Annotated in this window: 12 protein-coding genes, 1 tRNA gene and 1 rRNA gene; 12 read left to right on the forward strand and 2 right to left on the reverse strand. The window is 68.9% G+C overall.

The features are described 5' to 3' along the window. Positions 1–148 precede the first annotated feature (148 nt). Positions 149–265, forward strand: a 5S ribosomal RNA gene (rrf, locus tag ACIP6N_RS00005). Between the two features lie 242 nt (positions 266–507). Continuing rightward, a tRNA-Thr gene (locus ACIP6N_RS00010) sits at positions 508–580 on the forward strand. A 72-nt stretch (positions 581–652) separates the two neighbouring features. Here ACIP6N_RS00010 and ACIP6N_RS00015 read toward each other — a convergent pair. Further along, complete coding sequence (locus ACIP6N_RS00015; protein ID WP_401811558.1) at positions 653–3,301, reverse strand: SpoIIE family protein phosphatase; 2,649 nt, start codon at positions 3,299–3,301, stop codon at positions 653–655. 270 nt (positions 3,302–3,571) lie between these two features. Here ACIP6N_RS00015 and ACIP6N_RS00020 point away from each other — a divergent pair, with 270 nt between their 5' ends. The 10 genes from ACIP6N_RS00020 to ACIP6N_RS00065 all read left to right on the forward strand — a co-directional run bounded on the left by ACIP6N_RS00020 (position 3,572) and on the right by ACIP6N_RS00065 (position 18,251). After that, complete coding sequence (locus ACIP6N_RS00020) at positions 3,572–9,082, forward strand: HAMP domain-containing protein (protein ID WP_401811559.1); 5,511 nt, start codon at positions 3,572–3,574, stop codon at positions 9,080–9,082. Between the two features lie 277 nt (positions 9,083–9,359). Continuing rightward, positions 9,360–10,028: a two-component system response regulator gene (locus ACIP6N_RS00025; protein ID WP_401811561.1), complete on the forward strand. Its 669-nt coding sequence runs from the start codon at positions 9,360–9,362 to the stop codon at positions 10,026–10,028. Positions 10,029–10,129: 101 nt separating this feature from the next. Beyond that, positions 10,130–12,955, forward strand: coding sequence for a DNA translocase FtsK (locus ACIP6N_RS00030; RefSeq protein WP_401811562.1), 2,826 nt, complete (start codon positions 10,130–10,132; stop codon positions 12,953–12,955). A 199-nt stretch (positions 12,956–13,154) separates the two neighbouring features. After that, entirely contained in the window at positions 13,155–14,000 is an 846-nt protein-coding gene (locus tag ACIP6N_RS00035; RefSeq protein WP_401812571.1) for a helix-turn-helix domain-containing protein, read from the forward strand. Positions 14,001–14,071: 71 nt separating this feature from the next. Next, positions 14,072–15,577 carry a 30S ribosomal protein S12 methylthiotransferase RimO gene (rimO, locus tag ACIP6N_RS00040; RefSeq protein WP_401811563.1) on the forward strand — a complete coding sequence of 502 codons (1,506 nt, stop codon included), beginning with the start codon at positions 14,072–14,074 and terminating at the stop codon, positions 15,575–15,577. Continuing rightward, positions 15,574–16,251, forward strand: coding sequence for a CDP-diacylglycerol--glycerol-3-phosphate 3-phosphatidyltransferase (gene pgsA / locus ACIP6N_RS00045; protein WP_401811564.1), 678 nt, complete (start codon positions 15,574–15,576; stop codon positions 16,249–16,251). The genes rimO and pgsA overlap by 4 nt, the downstream gene beginning before the upstream one ends. Beyond that, a complete protein-coding gene (locus ACIP6N_RS00050; protein ID WP_401811565.1) occupies positions 16,248–16,760 on the forward strand; it encodes a CinA family protein in 513 nt (170 codons plus the stop codon). Before pgsA ends, ACIP6N_RS00050 begins: the two co-directional genes overlap by 4 nt. Before the next feature lie 109 nt (positions 16,761–16,869). Beyond that, complete coding sequence (locus ACIP6N_RS00055) at positions 16,870–17,247, forward strand: helix-turn-helix domain-containing protein (RefSeq protein ID WP_401811566.1); 378 nt, start codon at positions 16,870–16,872, stop codon at positions 17,245–17,247. A gap of 163 nt (positions 17,248–17,410) precedes the next feature. Next, positions 17,411–17,881 (forward strand): Dps family protein, encoded by a 471-nt coding sequence (locus ACIP6N_RS00060; RefSeq protein ID WP_401811567.1) that lies wholly within the window; start codon positions 17,411–17,413, stop codon positions 17,879–17,881. A 142-nt stretch (positions 17,882–18,023) separates the two neighbouring features. Then, positions 18,024–18,251, forward strand: coding sequence for a hypothetical protein (locus ACIP6N_RS00065; RefSeq protein WP_401811569.1), 228 nt, complete (start codon positions 18,024–18,026; stop codon positions 18,249–18,251). An 80-nt stretch (positions 18,252–18,331) separates the two neighbouring features. On the opposite strand, the gene ACIP6N_RS00070 is transcribed toward ACIP6N_RS00065, so the two are convergent. Then, the gene (locus tag ACIP6N_RS00070) at positions 18,332–19,090 is read right to left on the reverse strand and encodes an Fpg/Nei family DNA glycosylase (protein ID WP_401811570.1); all 759 of its coding nucleotides are present in this window, start codon (positions 19,088–19,090) and stop codon (positions 18,332–18,334) included. Positions 19,091–19,192 lie beyond the last annotated feature (102 nt).

A 19,192-nucleotide genomic window follows, 5' to 3' on the forward strand; every position in this document is an offset into this window, starting at 1 on the left:
TTGATAGGCCAGATGTGGAAGACCGGTAACGGTTGAAGCTGACTGGTACTAATAGGCCGAGGGCTTGTCCTCAGTTGCTCGCGTCCACTGTGTTGGTTCTGAAATAATGAACGGCTGTGTTGTTACCGGTTGTTTAATTTCATAGTGTTTCGGTGGTCATTGCGTTAGGGAAACGCCCGGTTACATTCCGAACCCGGAAGCTAAGCCTTTCAGCGCCGATGGTACTGCAGGGGGGACCCTGTGGGAGAGTAGGTCGCCGCCGAACAATTTTTATGGGGAAGCCCCGTACCTTTATGGTACGGGGCTTCTCTGCGTTCACCATCGATTTCTCCGGATGCCCCCTGTGCCCTCTGCGTTCTCTCCGTGTTCCAGGGGTGGACACTTTGCGGATACGGCTTCCATTGCACCTTCCCTCGTGCCTTCCCTCGCAGGGAGCGGTGTGGTTCCTGGTGGTGGTGTGGGTTCTGAGCATCAGGAAGTTTCAGGTATGCTTTCTCTTGTTGCTGCGCCCCAATAGCTCAGTCGGTAGAGCGTCTCCATGGTAAGGAGAAGGTCTACGGTTCGATTCCGTATTGGGGCTCCGGTAAAGGAAAGGACCCCCGCCTGCAGGCGGGGGTCCTTTCGCATGTCCGGGTCCGGAGGTGTCCTGTCTCTAGCTGGGCTGGGGCTCAGGGATGCGCATGGCCAGGATCGCCATGTCGTCCGACGCCGGCTCCGCGGCGAAGCGTTCCACGGCGCGCAGGACGCGTGAGGCGACCGCGCCCGCCGTGAGGCCCGTGCAGGTGGTCAGTACCTCGGCCAGACCGTCGTCGCCCAGCATGCGCGTTCCCTCCCTGCGTTCGGTGACGCCGTCGGTGACGCACAGGAGGACATCGCCGGGGTCCAGGGTGACCGTCTGCTCGTACAGGCTCAGGTCGTCCAGCACGCCCAGCAGCGGCTGCGGCTCGGCAGCCGGTTCGACGGTGCCGTCCTGGCGCAGGCGCAGCGGGAGCGGATGTCCGGCACAGACGACCTTCAGGAGCGCGCTGCCGTCCTCCTGGGGCCACAGTTCGCCGTACAGCAGCGTGAGGAAGCGGCTGCGCTCGCCCTCGTCCAGGATCGCCGCGTTCAGTCGTTCGAGGACCGCGGGTCCGGTGAAGCCCTCACGGGCCAGCAGCCGCAGCGCGTGCCGTGCCAGGCCGGTGACGGCCGCGGCCTCGGGGCCCGTACCGCAGACGTCGCCGATGGCGAAGCCGTAAGCGCCGTCGCGGATCGGGAAGAGGTCGTAGAAGTCACCGCCGACCTCGTTGCCCTCGCCGGCGGCGCGGTAGATGACCTCGACCTCGACACCGGCGATCTGGGGGAGGCCCGGGGGCAGCAGACTCTTCTGCAGCGCCTGGCTGATGGCCGTGCGCTCCGAGTAGAGGCGCGCGTTGTCGAGAGCGAGTGCCGCACGCCGGGAGAGGTCTTCGGCCAGTTCCAGGATCTCCTGGCGGAAGTGGTCGTCGGACGGTTTGCCGAGTGTGAGCATGCCGATGACGCGGTTACGGGCGACCAGCGGCAGTACCACGGTCTCTCCGCCGACAGCGGCCGCCGTCGCGAGCGTGGTGCCGATTCCCGAGGAGACAGGCGCGGAGCCCCCTCCCAGCTCCCGGATGGACGTACGCAGCGCCGCCTGGTGGGCGGCCTCGGCCGGCGCGGTCCAGATACGGGCGCCCGGTGTCGGGACCGGGTCGGGCGGACTGATCTTGGAGAGCAGGGACTTGAGGCCGTCGATGCGCTCCTCGTCCTCGTGCAGGACGAAGGAGAGGTAGGGCTCCGAGGACTGGTCGGCGATCGTGTAGACGGCGCACCAGGTGGCGAGGGTCGGGATGGTCATCTGGGCCATCAGCGCCAGTGTCTGGTCGCGGTCCAGCGTGCCCGCCAGCAGGTCGGAGGCTTCGACGAGGAAGGACAGCGAGCCGCGGCGGAGCCGTTCCAGCTCGCCGAGGCGGGCCGACTCGACGGCCAGGGCGATACGGTCCGCGGCGAACTGGAGGCGCAGCGCCTCCTCGTTCGAGAAATGGGCGGCCGTCTCCGAGGCGACGCCCAGGGACCCGGTGAGGCGGCCCTCCACCTTCAGCGGGACGGTCACGACGGAACGCATCCCGGTGTCGTTGAGCAGCGGGACGGCCCCGGGAACGGCCATGAGGTCCTCGTGGACGGCCGGCATGCGCGCGGAGCCGTAGCGTCCCGTGCCCGCCTCCACGGGGACGCGGGCGAAGCGCTGGCGGGCGGAGGGAAGCCCAGTGGTGGAGCGCACCTCCAGCTCGGTCTCGTCGTCCGTGGCGAGCAGCAGGAAGGCCGCGTCACCGTCGAGCATGTCGCGGGCGCGCTCCACGGTGCGCTGGAGCAGTCCGTCGAGGTCGTCGGGGGCCGGGGAGCCGATGAACACCTCGAAGGGGTCCGCGGCGCGGCTCTCGGAGCCCTCGGTCACAGGGACGCGCTGCGGGGTCTGGATGACCGCGCGTTCGTAGTCGCGTACGAGAAGGCAGACCGTGGACGGCTCGCCCTGGGTGTCGCGCACCCGCAGGTGCGAGGCGTAGACGGGGATGACGCGGCCGTCGGCGCCGCGCATGCCGTAACTGCCCTCCCAGCGGGAGAGGTGGAGCGCGTCGACGATGCCGGTGCCTGTGCCCGGGGTGTGGGGCCACGCGGCGAATTCCGTGAAGGGTTTGCCCATGACCTTCTCGGCGGGATAGCCGAAAATGTGTTCCGCGTCGTCGTTCCAGCTCATCAGGGCGCCGGTCCTGTCGACCTGCACGACGGCGACCCGTACCCGCTCGTCCGCCACGGGCAGCAGATCGACGGGGAGGACGGGCCCCGCGGAACGGGCGCCGACCGGCCGTTCCGGAAGGTCGAGCTGGAACCAGACCTTCTTGTACGTCGGGGTGTACTCGACGCCCCAGCGGGAGGCGAGCGCGGCACAGAGCAGCAGGCCGCGACCGTTCTCGCGGTCGGGGCTGCCCAGTGACTTTCCCGTGCCCTGCATGGGCACTTCGCGTTCGGGGTATCGGTCGGCGACCTCGACGCGGACGCCGTCCTCCGTACGGAGGCAGAGAACGTCGGCGGAGGTGCCGGCGTGGATCACCGCATTGGTGACGAGTTCGCTGGTGAGAACGACGGCGTCATCGACGACGTCGGAGAAGCCCCATCCCTGGAGCGTGTCCCGGACAAAGGCACGAGCGGTCGCTACGGACCGCCCTACCGGGTCGAAGGTGGCAGCCGCCCGCGCGGTGATCACAGAACTCCTCATACGCGTTTCGACGCCCGGCTCTGCCATGATCGGCCCCGCCCCTCCAGGTGCCCGGTGGTAGTACCTTCGCCATACCGCCCCTGCCGGGCAGACCGGAGCGGGTTGGACAGCCGGATGCCAGGTTACTTACCTTCGCGGTCGTGGCGGATGCCGGTCACCACTGTTTCCGCCCTCCGGGGGCGGGGACGCTATGCGAAGCTGCCGATCTGTTATCGCCTGGTTCGACCGGGGTGAAACACTGGGCAGGCTTCCGGAGACAGCCCGGACAGTACGGTCAACCCCTGCGGGAGGGACACGGTGGAGTCTGGCGTGACAGCGCGTGGCGACAACTCGCGCGCAAAAGGCGGACGGTCCCGGAGCAACGGGACAACCGAGGTGGACTCGGCGGAGCTGAGCAGACTGCTGACGGCGCTCGTGTCCATGAGAGACGGCAACTTCCGCAAACGTCTGACCGTGGCCGGCGACGATGTGATGGCGGAGATCGCCGCCGTCTTCAACGAGGTCGCCGATCGAAACCTCCACCTCACGGGTGAGCTGGCGCGTGTGCGGCGCATGGTCGGGCGTGAGGGGAAGCTGACCGAGCGGCTGGAGACCGGGGCCTGCGAGGGCTCCTGGGCCGCCGCGATCGACGCGTCGAACGCGCTGGTGGACGACCTGGCGCGGCCGGTGTCCGAGGTCGGGCGGGTGCTCTCCGCGGTGGCGGAGGGCGACCTGGAGCAGCGGATGGAGCTGCGCTCGGAATCGTCGGACGGGGCGGAGCGGCCGCTGCGGGGCGAGTTCCTGAAGGTCGCCCGTACGGTCAACAACCTGGTCGACCAGCTCTCGGCGTTCACCGACGAAGTGACGCGGGTGGCGCTGGAGGTCGGTACCGAGGGGAAGCTCGGTGGCCAGGCCAAGGTGCGCGGCATGTCGGGTTCATGGAAGGACCTCACGGACTCCGTCAACACGATGGCGTACCGGTTGACCGCTCAGGTGCGTGACATTGCTCTCGTCACCACGGCTGTGGCCAAGGGTGATCTGTCGCGCAAGGTCACCGTCCATGTGGCCGGTGAGATGCTCCAGCTGAAGAACACCGTGAACACGATGGTGGACCAGCTGTCCTCCTTCTCCTCCGAGGTCACGCGCGTCGCCCGGGAGGTCGGTACCGAGGGCGAGCTGGGCGGCCAGGCGACCGTGCCCGGTGTGGCCGGGGTGTGGAAGGACCTCACCGATTCGGTGAACACGATGGCCGGCAACCTGACGAACCAGGTGCGGGGCATCGCGCAGGTCACGACAGCCGTCGCCAATGGTGATCTGTCGCAGAAGGTCACGGTGAACGCGCGCGGCGAGGTCGCCCAGCTCGCCGAGACGATCAACCAGATGACCGAGACGCTCCGTACGTTCGCCGACGAGGTGACGCGCGTCGCGAGCGAGGTCGGAGCCGAGGGCCTGCTCGGTGGCCAGGCGCAGGTACCGGGCGCCGCCGGGACCTGGAAGGACCTCACGGACTCCGTCAACACCGTCTTCCGCAACCTGACCACTCAGGTGCGTGACATCGCCACGGTGACGACGGCGGTCGCCAGCGGTGACCTCTCGCAGAAGGTCACCGTGGATGTCGCGGGCGAGATGCTGGAGCTGAAGAACACCGTCAACACGATGGTCGACCAGCTCTCGGCGTTCGGTTCCGAGGTCACCCGGGTCGCGCGGGAGGTCGGTGTCGAGGGCCGGCTCGGCGGCCAGGCGGAGGTGCCGGGCGCCGCCGGTACGTGGAAGGACCTCACCGATTCGGTGAACACGGCCTTCCGCAACCTCACCGGGCAGGTGCGGGACATCGCCCAGGTGACGACGGCGGTTGCCAACGGCGATCTGTCGCAGAAGGTCACCGTGGACGTCGCGGGCGAGATGCTGGAACTCAAGAACACCGTCAACACGATGGTGTCGCAGCTGTCGTCGTTCGCCGACCAGGTGACCCGTATGGCGCGCGACGTGGGTACGGAGGGCCGCCTCGGCGGCCAGGCCCGCGTGGACGGCGTCAGCGGTACCTGGAAGGAACTCACCGACTCCGTCAACTTCATGGCCGGGAACCTCACCGACCAGGTGAGGCAGATCGCCCAGGTGACCACGGCCGTGGCGCGGGGCGACCTGTCGCAGAAGATCGACGTGGACGCCCGGGGCGAGATCCTCGAGCTGAAGAACACCATCAACACGATGGTCGACCAGCTCTCCGCGTTCGCGGATCAGGTGACCAGGGTCGCGCGCGAGGTGGGCACGGACGGCCGGCTCGGCGGTCAGGCGCAGGTGCCCGGCGTGGCCGGCGTCTGGCGGGAACTGACCGACTCCGTGAACGGCATGGCGGAGAACCTGACGGGTCAGGTGCGCAACATCGCGCAGGTCGCGACGGCGGTGGCCCGGGGTGACCTGTCGCAGAAGATCGACGTGGACGCCCGGGGCGAGATCCTCGAGCTGAAGAACACGCTCAACACGATGGTGGACCAGCTGTCCAACTTCGCCGAGCAGGTGACCCGGGTGGCCCGGGAAGTGGGCACCGAAGGCATCCTGGGCGGTCAGGCCGAGGTCCAGGGCGTCTCCGGTACGTGGAAGGACCTCACCCAGTCCGTCAACTTCATGGCGAACAACCTGACCTCGCAGGTGCGCAACATCGCCGAGGTCACGACGGCGGTCGCCAAGGGCGATCTGTCGAAGAAGATCACCGTTGACGCCAAGGGCGAGATCCTCGACCTGGTGACGACCGTCAACACCATGGTCGACCAGCTGCTGAACTTCGCCGACGAGGTGACGCGCGTCGCCCGCGAGGTGGGTACCGAGGGCATTCTCGGTGGCCAGGCCAGGGTCCGGGGAGTCACCGGTATCTGGAAGGACCTCAGCGACAACGTCAACACGATGGCCAACAACCTGACCAGCCAGGTGCGCAACATCTCGCGGGTCTCCTCGGCGGTCGCCAACGGTGACCTGACGAAGAAGGTGACGGTCGAGGCGCGCGGCGAGGTCGCGGAGCTGGCCGACACCGTCAACACGATGGTGAAGACCCTGTCCTCGTTCGCCGACGAGGTGACCAGGGTCGCCCGCGAGGTGGGCACCGAGGGCGAACTGGGCGGCCAGGCACGCGTTCCCGGGGTCTCGGGTACGTGGAAGGACCTCACCGAGTCCGTGAACTCGATGGCGTCCAACCTGACCGGTCAGGTGCGCCAGATCGCGACGGTCACCACCGCCATCGCCAAGGGTGATCTCACCAAGAAGATCGACATCGACGCGCGCGGCGAGATCCTGGAGCTGAAGAACACCATCAACACGATGGTGGACCAGCTCTCCTCCTTCGCCGACCAGGTCACCCGGGTGGCCCGCGAAGTGGGTACGGACGGGCAACTGGGCGGTCAGGCACGGGTGCGTGACGTCGACGGCACCTGGCGCGACCTCACCGAGTCGGTGAACGAGATGGCCGGGAACCTGACCCGGCAGGTGCGGGCGATCGCCGCCGTCGCCACGGCGGTGACGCGAGGCGATCTGAATCTCAAGATCGACGTCGACGCGGCGGGCGAGATCCAGGTCCTCCAGGACAACATCAACACGATGATCGCGAATCTCCGCGACACCACCCTCGCCAACGAGGAGCAGGACTGGCTGAAGGGCAACCTCGCCCGTATCTCCGGTCTGATGCAGGGCCGTCGCGATCTCGACGACGTGGCCTCGCTGATCATGAGCGAGCTGACCCCGGTGGTCTCGGCGCAGCACGGCGCGTTCTTCCTGGCGATGCAGACGGGTACGGTCCCGGAACTGGGCCCGGGCGTGGAGAAGAGCGGCTCGTACGAGCTGTGCATGCGCGGCAGTTACGGCTACTCGGCCGGTTCCATGCCGACGTCCTTCCGGCCCGGCGAGACCCTGATCGGCACGGCGGCCGAGGAGAAACGCACCATCCAGATCAACGTGCCGCCGGGCTATCTCAAGATCTCGTCCGGTCTCGGTGACGCGTCGCCGGCACATGTGATCGTGCTGCCCGTGCTGTTCGAGGGGAAGGTCCTCGGGGTGATCGAGCTGGCGTCGTTCCAGCCGTTCACGCAGATCCAGCGGGACTTCCTGAACCAGATCGCCGAGATGATCGCGACGAGCGTCAACACGATCAGCGTCAACACCAAGACCGAGGTCCTGCTGAAGCAGTCGCAGGAGCTGACCGAGCAGCTGCGTGAGCGTTCCGCGGAGCTGGAGAACCGGCAGAAGGCGCTTCAGGAGTCCAACGCGGAACTGGAGGAGAAGGCCGAGCTGCTGGCGCAGCAGAACCGCGACATCGAGGTGAAGAACACCGAGATCGAGGAGGCCAGGCAGGTCCTGGAGGAGCGGGCCGAGCAGCTGGCCGTCTCGATGCGCTACAAGTCGGAGTTCCTGGCGAACATGTCGCACGAGCTGCGTACGCCGCTCAACTCGCTGCTGATCCTCGCCAAGCTGCTCGCGGACAACGCGGAGTCCAACCTCTCGCCGAAGCAGGTGGAGTTCGCGGAGACGATCCACGGAGCGGGTTCCGATCTGCTCCAGCTGATCAACGACATCCTCGACCTGTCGAAGGTCGAGGCGGGCAAGATGGACGTCAGCCCGACCCGGATCGCGCTGGTCCAGCTCGTCGACTACGTCGAGGCGACGTTCAGGCCGCTGACGGCGGAGAAGGGCCTCGACTTCTCCGTACGGGTCTCGCCCGAGCTGCCGGCGACGCTGCACACCGACGAGCAGCGGCTGTTGCAGGTGCTGCGCAATCTGCTGTCCAACGCGGTCAAGTTCACCGACAGCGGCGCGGTGGAGCTGGTCATCAGGCCCGCGGGCGCCGATGTGCCGAACGCGATCAGGGAGCAGCTGCTCGAAGCGGGTTCGCTGCGCGAGGCGGACAGCGACCTGATCGCGTTCTCGGTCACCGACACCGGTATCGGTATCGCGGCGAGCAAGATGCGGGTGATCTTCGAGGCGTTCAAGCAGGCGGACGGTACGACGAGCAGGAAGTACGGCGGTACGGGCCTCGGTCTGTCCATCAGCCGGGAGATCGCGCGGCTGCTCGGCGGCGAGATCCACGCGGCGAGTGAGACGGGACGCGGGTCGACGTTCACGCTCTACCTGCCGCTGCATCCGAGCGAACTGCCCCCGCAGGGCTATCCGCAGCTGACGCCCGCCGGTATGGAGCCGCAGATGCGCAGGTCGCAGATCAGGGGCGCGGAGGAGCCGGCCGGCCCCGCCCGCCTGGAGGCCTTCGCACCCGCGCAGTTGCCGCCGGGGCCCGCCACGCTCTTCCGGCGCAGGCGCAAGAGCGCCGGGGCCGGCGAAGAGGGCTCCGGGGAGGCGCGGCAGGGGGGCTCGGCGGCTCCGGTGGCCCCTTCGGGCGAGCAGGAGTCCTGGACCGTGGGGGCGGCTGGTGAGGGCGCCCAGGAGGCCCCTCAGGAGCGCCGTACGTTCGCGTTCCACGGCGAGAAGGTGCTGATCGTGGACGACGACATCCGGAACGTCTTCGCGCTCACCGCTGTCCTGGAGCAGCACGGTCTCGCCGTGCTCTACGCGGAGAACGGCCGCGAGGGTGTCGAAGTCATGGAGCAGCACGACGATGTGACGGTCGTGCTGATGGACATCATGATGCCCGAGATGGATGGGTACGCGACGACCTCGGCGATCCGCAGGATGCCGCAGTTCGTCGATCTGCCGATCATCGCGCTCACCGCGAAGGCGATGAAGGGCGACCGGGAGAAGGCCCTCGAATCCGGGGCGTCGGACTACGTGACGAAGCCGGTGGATCCGGACCACCTGCTGACGGTCATGGAACAGTGGATGCAGGACAAATGATCAGTGAGGGTACGATTCCTCCCGCTCCTCCGGCCGTCGGTGGCCGGGGTGGTGTGAGGTGCCGATATCGGGGGAACCTTCTGGTCTCGCGCCACGTTTTCGCTTCGTGCACAGTGACATCGCGGTGACAGGGTGTGGCGACAAGCGGGGTGCGGCTACGATGACCGGCACAAGGACGGACGGCGTAAGGGAGCCGTCCCCTGGAGCGGTGGCCGGTGGTTTCCCGAGCCCCGCACACAGGGGAGGCCCCGTGGAGGGGCGAGGAGGGCGGGCGGCCATGGTGCAGAAGGCCAAGATCCTCCTGGTCGATGACCGGCCGGAGAATCTGCTGGCGCTGGAGGCCATCCTCTCTGCGCTCGATCAGACACTGGTGCGGGCATCGTCAGGGGAGGAAGCGCTCAAGGCGCTTCTGACAGACGACTTCGCGGTCATTCTGCTGGATGTTCAGATGCCGGGAATGGACGGCTTCGAGACCGCCGCGCACATCAAGCGGCGCGAGCGGACGCGCGACATCCCGATCATTTTCCTCACGGCCATCAACCATGGCCCGCACCACACCTTCCGGGGATACGCGGCGGGTGCGGTGGACTACATCTCGAAGCCGTTCGACCCCTGGGTGCTGCGTGCCAAGGTCTCGGTCTTCGTCGAGCTGTACATGAAGAACTGTCAGCTGAAGGAGCAGGCCGAGCTGCTGCGGCGCCAGCTGGCGGGCGCCGGGGAGACCCGGGAGCCGTCGGGGGTTCTGGCCGAACTGTCCGCGCGGCTCGCGGCGGTCGAGGAGCAGGCGGAGGCGCTGTCCAAGCAGTTGGACGACGAATCCGCGGACGCCTCGGCGGTCGCCACAGCGGCCCATCTGGAGCGCAAGCTGACCGGTCTGCGCCGGGCACTCGACGCGCTGGAGCCGGGTACGGGCGGCGGTTCGGGTCCGCTGCCCGTGGAGTCGTGAGCTGAGGAGGCGTCAGTTGCCTGACGTACCAAGGACGACACGATCGGGTGAAGCGGTAGGCACACGTGTCCGCGGGCGCTCACACCGGTAACCTCACCACCATGGCCTCACGTACGTCCGGCAAGGGTTCCCAGGGCACGGCGGGCACTGCGAAGCCGCGTGCCGGCCGTACGACGGGCGCCGTGCGGAAGGCGGCGCCCGCCAAGAAGACCTCGGCGAAGAAACCGCCGCCAGCGAAAAAAGCACCCGCCAAGAGGCCGCCCGCGAAGAAAGCGGCCGCCAGGCCCGCGCCCAGGCCCGCGCCCAGGCCCGCGCCGTCCCCGACAGCGGGCGTGTTCCGGCTGGTACGTGCCGTCTGGCTCGGTGCGGCGCACGGGGTCGGGGCGATGTTCCGCGGTATAGGGCGCGGCGCCAAGGGGCTCGACCCGGCGCACCGCAAGGACGGAGTGGCGCTGCTGCTGCTCGGTCTGGCGCTGATCATCGCGGCCGGCACCTGGTCGAACCTCCAGGGGCCGGTGGGCGATCTGGTCCAGATGCTCATCACCGGAGCCTTCGGCCGCCTCGATCTGCTGGCACCGATACTGCTGGGCGCCATGGCCGTGCGGCTGATCCTCTATCCGGAGCGGCCCGAGGCCAACGGCCGGATCGTCATCGGCCTGTCCGCTCTGGTCATCGGTGTGCTCGGGCTGGTCCACATCGCCTGTGGAGCGCCGGGGCGCGACGCGGGCACGGAGGCCATGCAGGACGCCGGCGGGCTGATCGGCTGGGCGGCCTCCGAGCCGCTGATCTTCATGATGGGCGAGGTCCTCGCCGTGCCGCTGCTTCTGCTGCTCACGCTCTTCGGCCTGCTGGTCGTCACCGCCACCCCGGTCAACGCCATTCCCCAGCGGCTGCGCCTGCTCGGTTCCCGGCTGGGGATAGTCGATTCCGTCGAGCAGTCCGGGTCCGAGCGGTACGACGATGACGACGAGCGGTATGACGAGCAGTGGCGTGAGGCGCTGCCCGACCGCGGGCGCCGGCAGGCCGGAGGCAGGCACCAGGCCGAGGTCGAGGCCATCGCGAAGCGCCGCGAACGGCCGCGCAGGGGTCCCGTACAGCCGGCTCTCGGCCGGACCATGGACGCCGTGGATGTCGCGGCCGCGGCCGCCGCCGCGCTGGACGGCGCCGTCCTCAACGGGATGCCGCCGTCGCCGATCGTCGCCGACCTGACCCAGGGCGTCGACCGGACGCGCGAGCGGCCGGACGCCGGCCCGGGGACCCCGCAAGTGGCCGCGGAAGGGTTCGGGCCGGAGCCGGCGGAGGACACCGGGGAGCATTCCGTGCCCGTGCCGACCGCGCGGGCGGGCCACAAGCGGCCCGCGCCCGCCGGGGCCGTGGCGGATCTGACCAAGCCCGTGCCCGCCGAGGAACGGCCGCTGCCGCCGCGCGCCGAGCAGTTGCGGCTCGCCGGGGACATCACGTACTCCCTGCCCTCACTCGACCTGCTGGAGCGCGGCGGCCCCGGCAAGACGCGCAGCGCCGCCAACGACGCGGTGGTCGATTCGCTGACCAACGTGTTCATGGAGTTCAAGGTCGACGCGACCGTCACCGGCTTCACCCGGGGGCCCACGGTCACGCGCTACGAGGTCCAGCTCGGCCCCGCCGTGAAGGTGGAGCGCATCATCGCGCTCACCAAGAACATCGCGTACGCGGTGGCCAGCCCCGATGTACGGATCATCTCCCCGATCCCCGGCAAGTCGGCCGTCGGCATCGAGATCCCCAACTCCGACCGCGAGATGGTCAACCTCGGCGATGTGCTGCGCCTGGCGGACGCGGCGGAGGACGACCACCCGATGCTGGTCGCGCTCGGCAAGAACGTCGAGGGCGGCTACGAGATGGCCAACCTCGCCAAGATGCCGCACCTGCTCGTCGCGGGCGCGACCGGTTCCGGCAAGTCCTCCTGCATCAACTGCCTCATCACGTCGGTGATGGTCCGGGCGACCCCGGAGGACGTGCGGATGGTCCTCGTCGACCCCAAGCGCGTCGAACTCACCGCGTACGAAGGCATCCCGCACCTGATCACCCCGATCATCACCAACCCCAAGCGGGCCGCCGAGGCGCTTCAGTGGGTCGTCCGCGAGATGGACCTGCGCTACGACGACCTCGCCGCGTTCGGTTTCCGGCACATCGACGACTTCAATCACGCCGTACGCACCGGCAAGGTCAAGCCGCCGGAGGGCAGCGAACGCGAGCTGTCGCCGTATCCGTATCTGCTGGTCATCGTCGACGAGCTGGCGGACCTGATGATGGTCGCGCCGCGTGACGTCGAGGACGCCATCGTCCGTATCACCCAGTTGGCCCGCGCCGCCGGTATCCACCTGGTGCTCGCCACGCAGCGGCCCTCGGTCGACGTCGTCACCGGCCTCATCAAGGCGAACGTGCCTTCGAGGCTCGCGTTCGCCACGTCCTCACTGGCCGACAGCCGGGTCATTCTCGACCAGCCGGGCGCGGAGAAGCTGATCGGCAAGGGCGACGGCCTGTTCCTCCCTATGGGGGCGAACAAGCCGACGCGTATGCAGGGCGCCTTCGTGACGGAGGACGAAGTCGCGGCGATCGTCCAGCACTGCAAGGATCAGATGGCGCCCGTCTTCCGCGAGGACGTCGTCGTCGGTACGGCGAAGAAGAAAGAGATCGACGAGGACATCGGCGACGATCTCGATCTGCTCTGCCAGGCCGCCGAGCTGGTGGTCTCCACTCAGTTCGGGTCGACCTCGATGCTCCAGCGCAAGCTGCGCGTCGGTTTCGCCAAGGCCGGCCGGCTGATGGACCTGATGGAGTCGAGGAGCATCGTCGGGCCCAGCGAGGGCTCCAAAGCGCGCGACGTCCTGGTGAAGGCGGACGAACTCGACGGTGTGTTGGCCGTGATTCGCGGGGAATCCGACTCGTAGGGAGACAGAATGCAACCGTTTCCCTTGGCCAAGCGTCAAGTTGGAGAGAGGGAGCAGACTTTGTCACTCCACCCACCACGCCGTTCGGCCAGTCCGATGGCGTACAGGGAGCATCCGCCCGGTTGCCCCACCCTTTCGTACCACCCATAGACTGAACGTCCAGCAGGTGGCTACACGCTCGAAAGGCGCCCCCGTGTCCATCGGCAAATCCCCCGACGGCAAATCCCCCGAAGACGACTCCCCGGAAGTCAGCCGGAACCCGACCGAGGACGACCGGCCTTCGATCGGCCGCGCCCTTCAAGAAGCACGTGTCGCCGCGAATCTGACGGTGGACGAGGTCAGTGCTGCCACCCGGGTGCGCGTTCCCATCGTGCACGCGATCGAGCAGGACGACTTCTCGCCCTCCGGCGGTGACGTCTACGCCCGTGGCCACATCCGCATGCTCGCCCACCAGGTCGGGCTCGATCCCGATCCGCTGGTCGAACGGTACGACGCCCAGCACGGCGGGCGCCCCGCGCCCACTCTGGCGGCACCGCTGTTCGAAGCGGAGCGCATCCGGCCGGAACGGCGCCGGCCCAACTGGACCGCGGCCATGGTCGCCGCGATCGTCGCGGTGGCCGGCTTCGCCGGCTTCACCCTGATCGGCGGCGGTGACGACGCGGGCAAGACCAAGCCGGTCGCCGAGGGCCCCACGCCCGAGGACACCAACACGGCCACGACGGTGCCCAGCAAGCCGGCCGGTGAGCCGGACCCCTCCGAGAGCGCCATCGCCGCGGCTCCGCGCGACAAGGTCACGGTGAAGCTCTCCGCGAGGGACGACAAGAGCTGGATCTCCGCCAAGGCGCACAACGGCAAGCTGCTCTTCGACGGACTGCTCCTCAAGGGGCAGTCCAAGACCTTCCAGGACGACGATCAGATCGACCTCATCCTCGGCAATGCCGGAGCGATCGACCTGTTCGTGAACGGCAAGAAGGTCGAGGACGAATTCGAATCGGGTCAGGTCGAGCGGCTTTCGTACACGCAGGGTGACCCGGAAGTCGGCTGATCGACGGCCTGCGGGCCGCCGGTCAGCCCTGCACGGCAGGGGCAGGGCCAGGACAACGTAGTCTTGAGCCCATGCCCGAACGCCGTACCGTCGCACTGGTCACTCTTGGCTGCGCCCGCAACGAGGTCGATTCGGAGGAGCTCGCAGGCCGCTTGGCAGCGGACGGCTGGCAGCTCGTCCAGGACGCCTCCGACGCGGATGTCGCCGTCGTCAACACCTGCGGATTCGTCGAAGCCGCCAAGAAGGACTCCGTAGACGCCCTGCTGGAAGCCAACGATCTCAAGGATCATGGCAGGACCCAGGCCGTCGTCGCCGTCGGCTGCATGGCCGAGCGGTACGGGAAGGAGCTGGCGCAGGCCCTCCCGGAAGCGGACGGTGTACTCGGCTTCGACGACTACGCCGACATCTCCGACCGGCTGCAGACCATCCTCAACGGTGGCATCCACGCCTCGCACACCCCCCGGGACCGCCGCAAGCTGCTGCCGCTCAGTCCCGCCGAGCGCCAGGGCGCGGGCGGGGTGGCTCTGCCGGGACACGGCGACCTCGCCCCGGCCCCGGCCCCCGAGGACCTGCCGGAAGGGCTCGCGCCCGCGTCCGGGCCGCGCGCGCCGCTGCGCCGCCGCCTCGACAGCAGCCCCGTCGCCTCCGTGAAGCTGGCGTCCGGCTGTGACCGGCGCTGTTCCTTCTGCGCCATCCCGTCCTTCCGCGGCTCCTTCATCTCGCGGCGCCCGAGCGATGTGCTGGGCGAGACGCGCTGGCTGGCCGAGCAGGGCGTGAAGGAAGTCATGCTCGTATCGGAGAACAACACCTCGTACGGCAAGGACCTCGGCGACATCCGGCTGCTGGAGACCCTGCTGCCCGAACTGGCCGGCGTCGACGGCATCGAGCGGGTGCGGGTCAGTTACCTCCAGCCCGCGGAGATGCGTCCCGGCCTGATCGACGTCCTCACCTCGACGCCCAAGGTCGCGCCGTACTTCGACCTCTCCTTCCAGCACTCGGCGCCCGCCGTGCTGCGCTCGATGCGGCGCTTCGGCGACACGGACCGCTTCCTCGAACTGCTGGACACCATCCGCGGCAAGGCTCCGCAGGCCGGCGTCCGCTCGAACTTCATCGTCGGTTTCCCCGGCGAGACCGAGGCCGACTTCGCCGAGCTGGAACGCTTCCTCAATGGCGCGCGGCTCGACGCCATCGGCGTCTTCGGCTACTCGGACGAGGACGGCACCGAGGCGGCCACCTACGAGAACAAGCTGGACGAGGACATCGTCGCCGAGCGGCTGGCGCACCTGTCGAGGCTCGCGGAGGAACTGACCGCCCAGCGGGCCGAGGAGCGCCTGGGCGAGAGCCTGGAGGTGCTCGTCGAGTCCGTGGGCGGCGAGGACGAGGCCGCGACCGGCCGGGCCGCGCACCAGGCCCCGGAGACGGACGGCCAGGTGATCTTCACGTCCCGCGAGGGACTGGTCCCCGGCCGCATGGTGGAGGCGAAGGTGGTCGGGACCGAGGGCGTGGACCTCGTGGCCGAGCCCGTCGGCCTTCCTGCCGGCGGGCTCCGTGTGCCGGGTGAGGAGGCGGCCAGGTGACGGGAGCCCCGGCGTCGGCCGCGCGCGGTTCCGGGGCCACTCCGGTGCCCCCGGCCACACTGGCTGCCGCGGCGGCAGGACAGGCCGGTGTGTGGAACATCGCCAACATCCTCACCATGGTGAGGCTGGTCCTCGTGCCCGCGTTCGTGGCACTGATGCTCGAGGACAACGGGACCGACCCCAAATGGCGGGCCTGGGCGTGGGCGGCGTTCGCCGTCGCCATGATCACCGACATCTTCGACGGGCATCTGGCCCGTACGTACAACCTGATCACCGACTTCGGCAAGATCGCCGACCCGATCGCGGACAAGGCCATCATGGCCGCGGGGCTGATCTGTCTGTCGTTCCTCGGCGATCTGCCGTGGTGGGTCACGGGCGTGATCCTCTTCCGCGAGCTGGGGATCACCCTGATGCGGTTCTGGGTGATCCGGCTTGCCGTCATCCCGGCCAGCCGGGGCGGCAAGCTGAAGACCCTGGCGCAGGGCACGGCCGTCGGTATGTACGTGCTCGTGCTCACGGGGCCGCTCGCCACGATGCGCTTCTGGGTGATGGCGGTCGCTGTCGTGTTGACGGTGGTCACCGGGCTCGACTACGTGCGCCAGGCGATCACACTGCGCCGCGCCGCTCTGGCCGCGGAGCGCGCGGCCGCCGGGGCGGCGGAGTCGGCGCGGTGAAGGGCGAGGCGGCGCGCGTCCTGGCGCTGCTCGACGAGCGGGGCGGCACGCTCGCGGTCGCGGAGTCCCTCACCGGCGGTCTGCTGGCCGCGGAGCTGACGTCGGTCCCCGGCGCCTCCCGGACCTTCCGCGGGTCCGTCACGGCCTACGCGACGGATCTCAAGCGGGACGTGCTGGGCGTGGACGGACCCCTACTGGCGGAGCGCGGCGCGGTCGACGCCGAGGTCGCACGGCAGATGGCGGTCGGCGTGCGGAAGGCGCTCGGCGCCGACTGGGGCGCGGCGACCACCGGGGTCGCGGGGCCGCAGCCGCAGGACGGGCAGAGCGTGGGAACCGTCTTCGTGGCCGTCGCCGGACCGGACAGCCCGGGGAAAGTGTCCGCACTACGGTTGAACGGCGGCCGCGCGGACATCCGTAAAGAGAGCGTGCGGAGCGTGCTTGTCCTGCTGCTGGGCGAACTTTCCGGGAATGGGCGCGCACAGGATACGGAACAGAACGGGGAGTTTTGATGTTTGCAGCCCTGAGTGAACACGACATCGCTCCCCGCACGGCCGCGGCGCGAGGCGGTACGGTGGGGCGTGAAGGATGCGGCTACGCGGTCCGAGGAGGGAGCCACCGATGATTCTGCTCCGTCGCCTGCTTGGTGACGTACTGCGTCGGCAGCGCCAGCGCCAGGGCCGTACTCTGCGCGAAGTCTCCTCGTCCGCCCGGGTCTCTCTCGGCTATCTCTCCGAGGTGGAACGGGGGCAGAAGGAGGCATCCTCCGAACTGCTCTCGGCGATCTGCGACGCGCTTGACGTACGGATGTCCGAGCTCATGAGGGAAGTGAGCGACGAACTGTCGCTGGCCGAGCTGGCCAGGATGGCGTCGGCCAGTGAGCCGGTGCCGGTACGCCCGATGCTCAATTCTGTCTCTGTGACGTCGGTGGCCGGAGTGCCGACGGAACGGGTGACGATCAAGGCGCCAACGGAGGCGGTGGACGTCGTCGCTGCCTGAGGGCGACCGCTTTCCGAACGAGAAGGCCCCGGTGGGTGCGTACGAGCCCACCGGGGCCTTCTTCATGCCCGATGCGCCCGGTTTGATCCATTTGTGTCATGGTGGAAAGTGCGTACGGGACTGGTGCGCGGCTGTACATCGGTGACGGAACTGGAGGACGTGCATGTCTGTGGTGAAGAGTTCCCTGTCCGAGAAAGACCTGAAGCTGGTCGGCGAGTCGCTGCAGGGCGCGCTCGTGGACCTGGTGGACCTCTCGCTGGTGGCCAAGCAGGTCCACTGGAACATCGTCGGGCCGCGCTTCCGTTCGGTACATCTCCAGCTCGACGAAGTCGTGACCACCGCGCGCCAGCACTCGGACACCGTGGCGGAGCGGGCCTCCGCGATCGGCGTGACGCCGGACGGACGTGCCGGCACCGTGGCTGCCCAGAGCGCGATCGGCACCGTGCCCGACGGCTGGATCAAGGACGGGGACGCGGTACAGATCCTCGTGGACGCCCTGGGCGCGGTGATCACGCGGATGCGTGAGCGCGTTCAGACGACGGACGAGCCGGATCCGGTGACGCAGGACGTACTGATCCAGGTGACCGCGGATCTGGAGAAGCATGCCTGGATGTTCCAGGCGGAGAGTGGGTAGCGAGCCCGCTGTTGACGGTGCCGCCGATTTCCTGCGCACGTCTTCCGGGGACGGCTCCTGGGTGCGGCGCCGTCGCTGCCGGGGCAGACTGCCGGGAGGACTCCGGGAAGCGGGATCGCTGCTCGGCGGCGAAGGAGGCCTCTTGAGGCGAGGAGTGCTGCTGCTGTCGCTCGCGCTGGGCGGGCTGTGGTGGTGGGCCGTACTGCGGCTCGTGCTGGCGCCCGGGCACGCGGGAGTGGTGGAGGGAACGGTGGCGGTGGGCGGCTGGGGGCTGAGCCTGCTGCCGGTGCACGCCGCCTCGCGGAAGACCGCGGCCGGCGCCGGTCGCCGCCGCCCGGGCACGGAGCCCGCCGACCCCCTCGTGAAGTGATGCCGGCATGACGTGACGGGGTGACGGCAGACGTCGGCATGACGTGATGGTGCGGCGGCTGACGCCGGGATGAGACGGCGTCAGCCGGCGGGCCCCGACTGGCAGTGGGGGCACCAGTAGGTGGGGCGGTTGTCCTGGTCGGCGGTACGGACGGCCGTGCGGCACCGGGGGCACGGCCGTCCGGCGCGGCCATAGACGTAGAGCCGCCGTTGGCCGCCCGGGCGTTCGCGGTTGGCTTCGAGGAGTTTCTTCGCCGCTGTCACCAGCCGCTGCGGCGACGGGACTTCTCCCACGGGGAGCCACGGCGTGACGCGGGCCAGGAAACACGTCTCGGACTTGAAGATGTTGCCGACCCCGGCGAGGTTGCGCTGGTCGAGCAGCGCCTCGCCGACCGGACGTCCCGGATCCGCCAGCAGATTGCGCAGTGCCGTCGCCGGATCCCAGTCGGGTCCCAGGAGGTCGGGGCCCAGATGACCGACCACCTTCGCCTCCTCGCTGGTACGCAGAAGCTCAAGGACGGGCAGGCGGTAGCCCACCGCGGTGTTTTCCGCGGTGCCGAGGACGGCCCGGATCTGGTGGTCCGCGCCGCCGCGCCAGCGCTCGCCGGCGGCGTACACCTTCCAGGCGCCGTCCATCCGCAGATGCGAGTGGAGCGTCAGGCCGCCCTCTATCCGGGTGAGGAGATGCTTTCCGCGCGGAGTGACATCGAGGACGGTACGGCCGGTCAGGTCGGCGGTGGCGAAACGGGGGACGCGCAGGTCCGACCTGGTCAGCACGCACCCCGCCAGGGCGGTGTGCAGCCGCCGGGCAGCCTGCCAGACGGTGTCTCCTTCGGGCATGCGATGTCTCCTTCGGGCCCGCGTCCCATCATGCGGGCATGGAGGGCTTACCGGCGAAAAGTCAGGCGGACGGATGGCAGGTGCCGCGGAGATCAGGGGCCG

This window comes from Streptomyces sp. NPDC088725, assembly GCF_044751305.1.
In the GTDB taxonomy this organism is placed as follows: domain Bacteria; phylum Actinomycetota; class Actinomycetes; order Streptomycetales; family Streptomycetaceae; genus Streptomyces.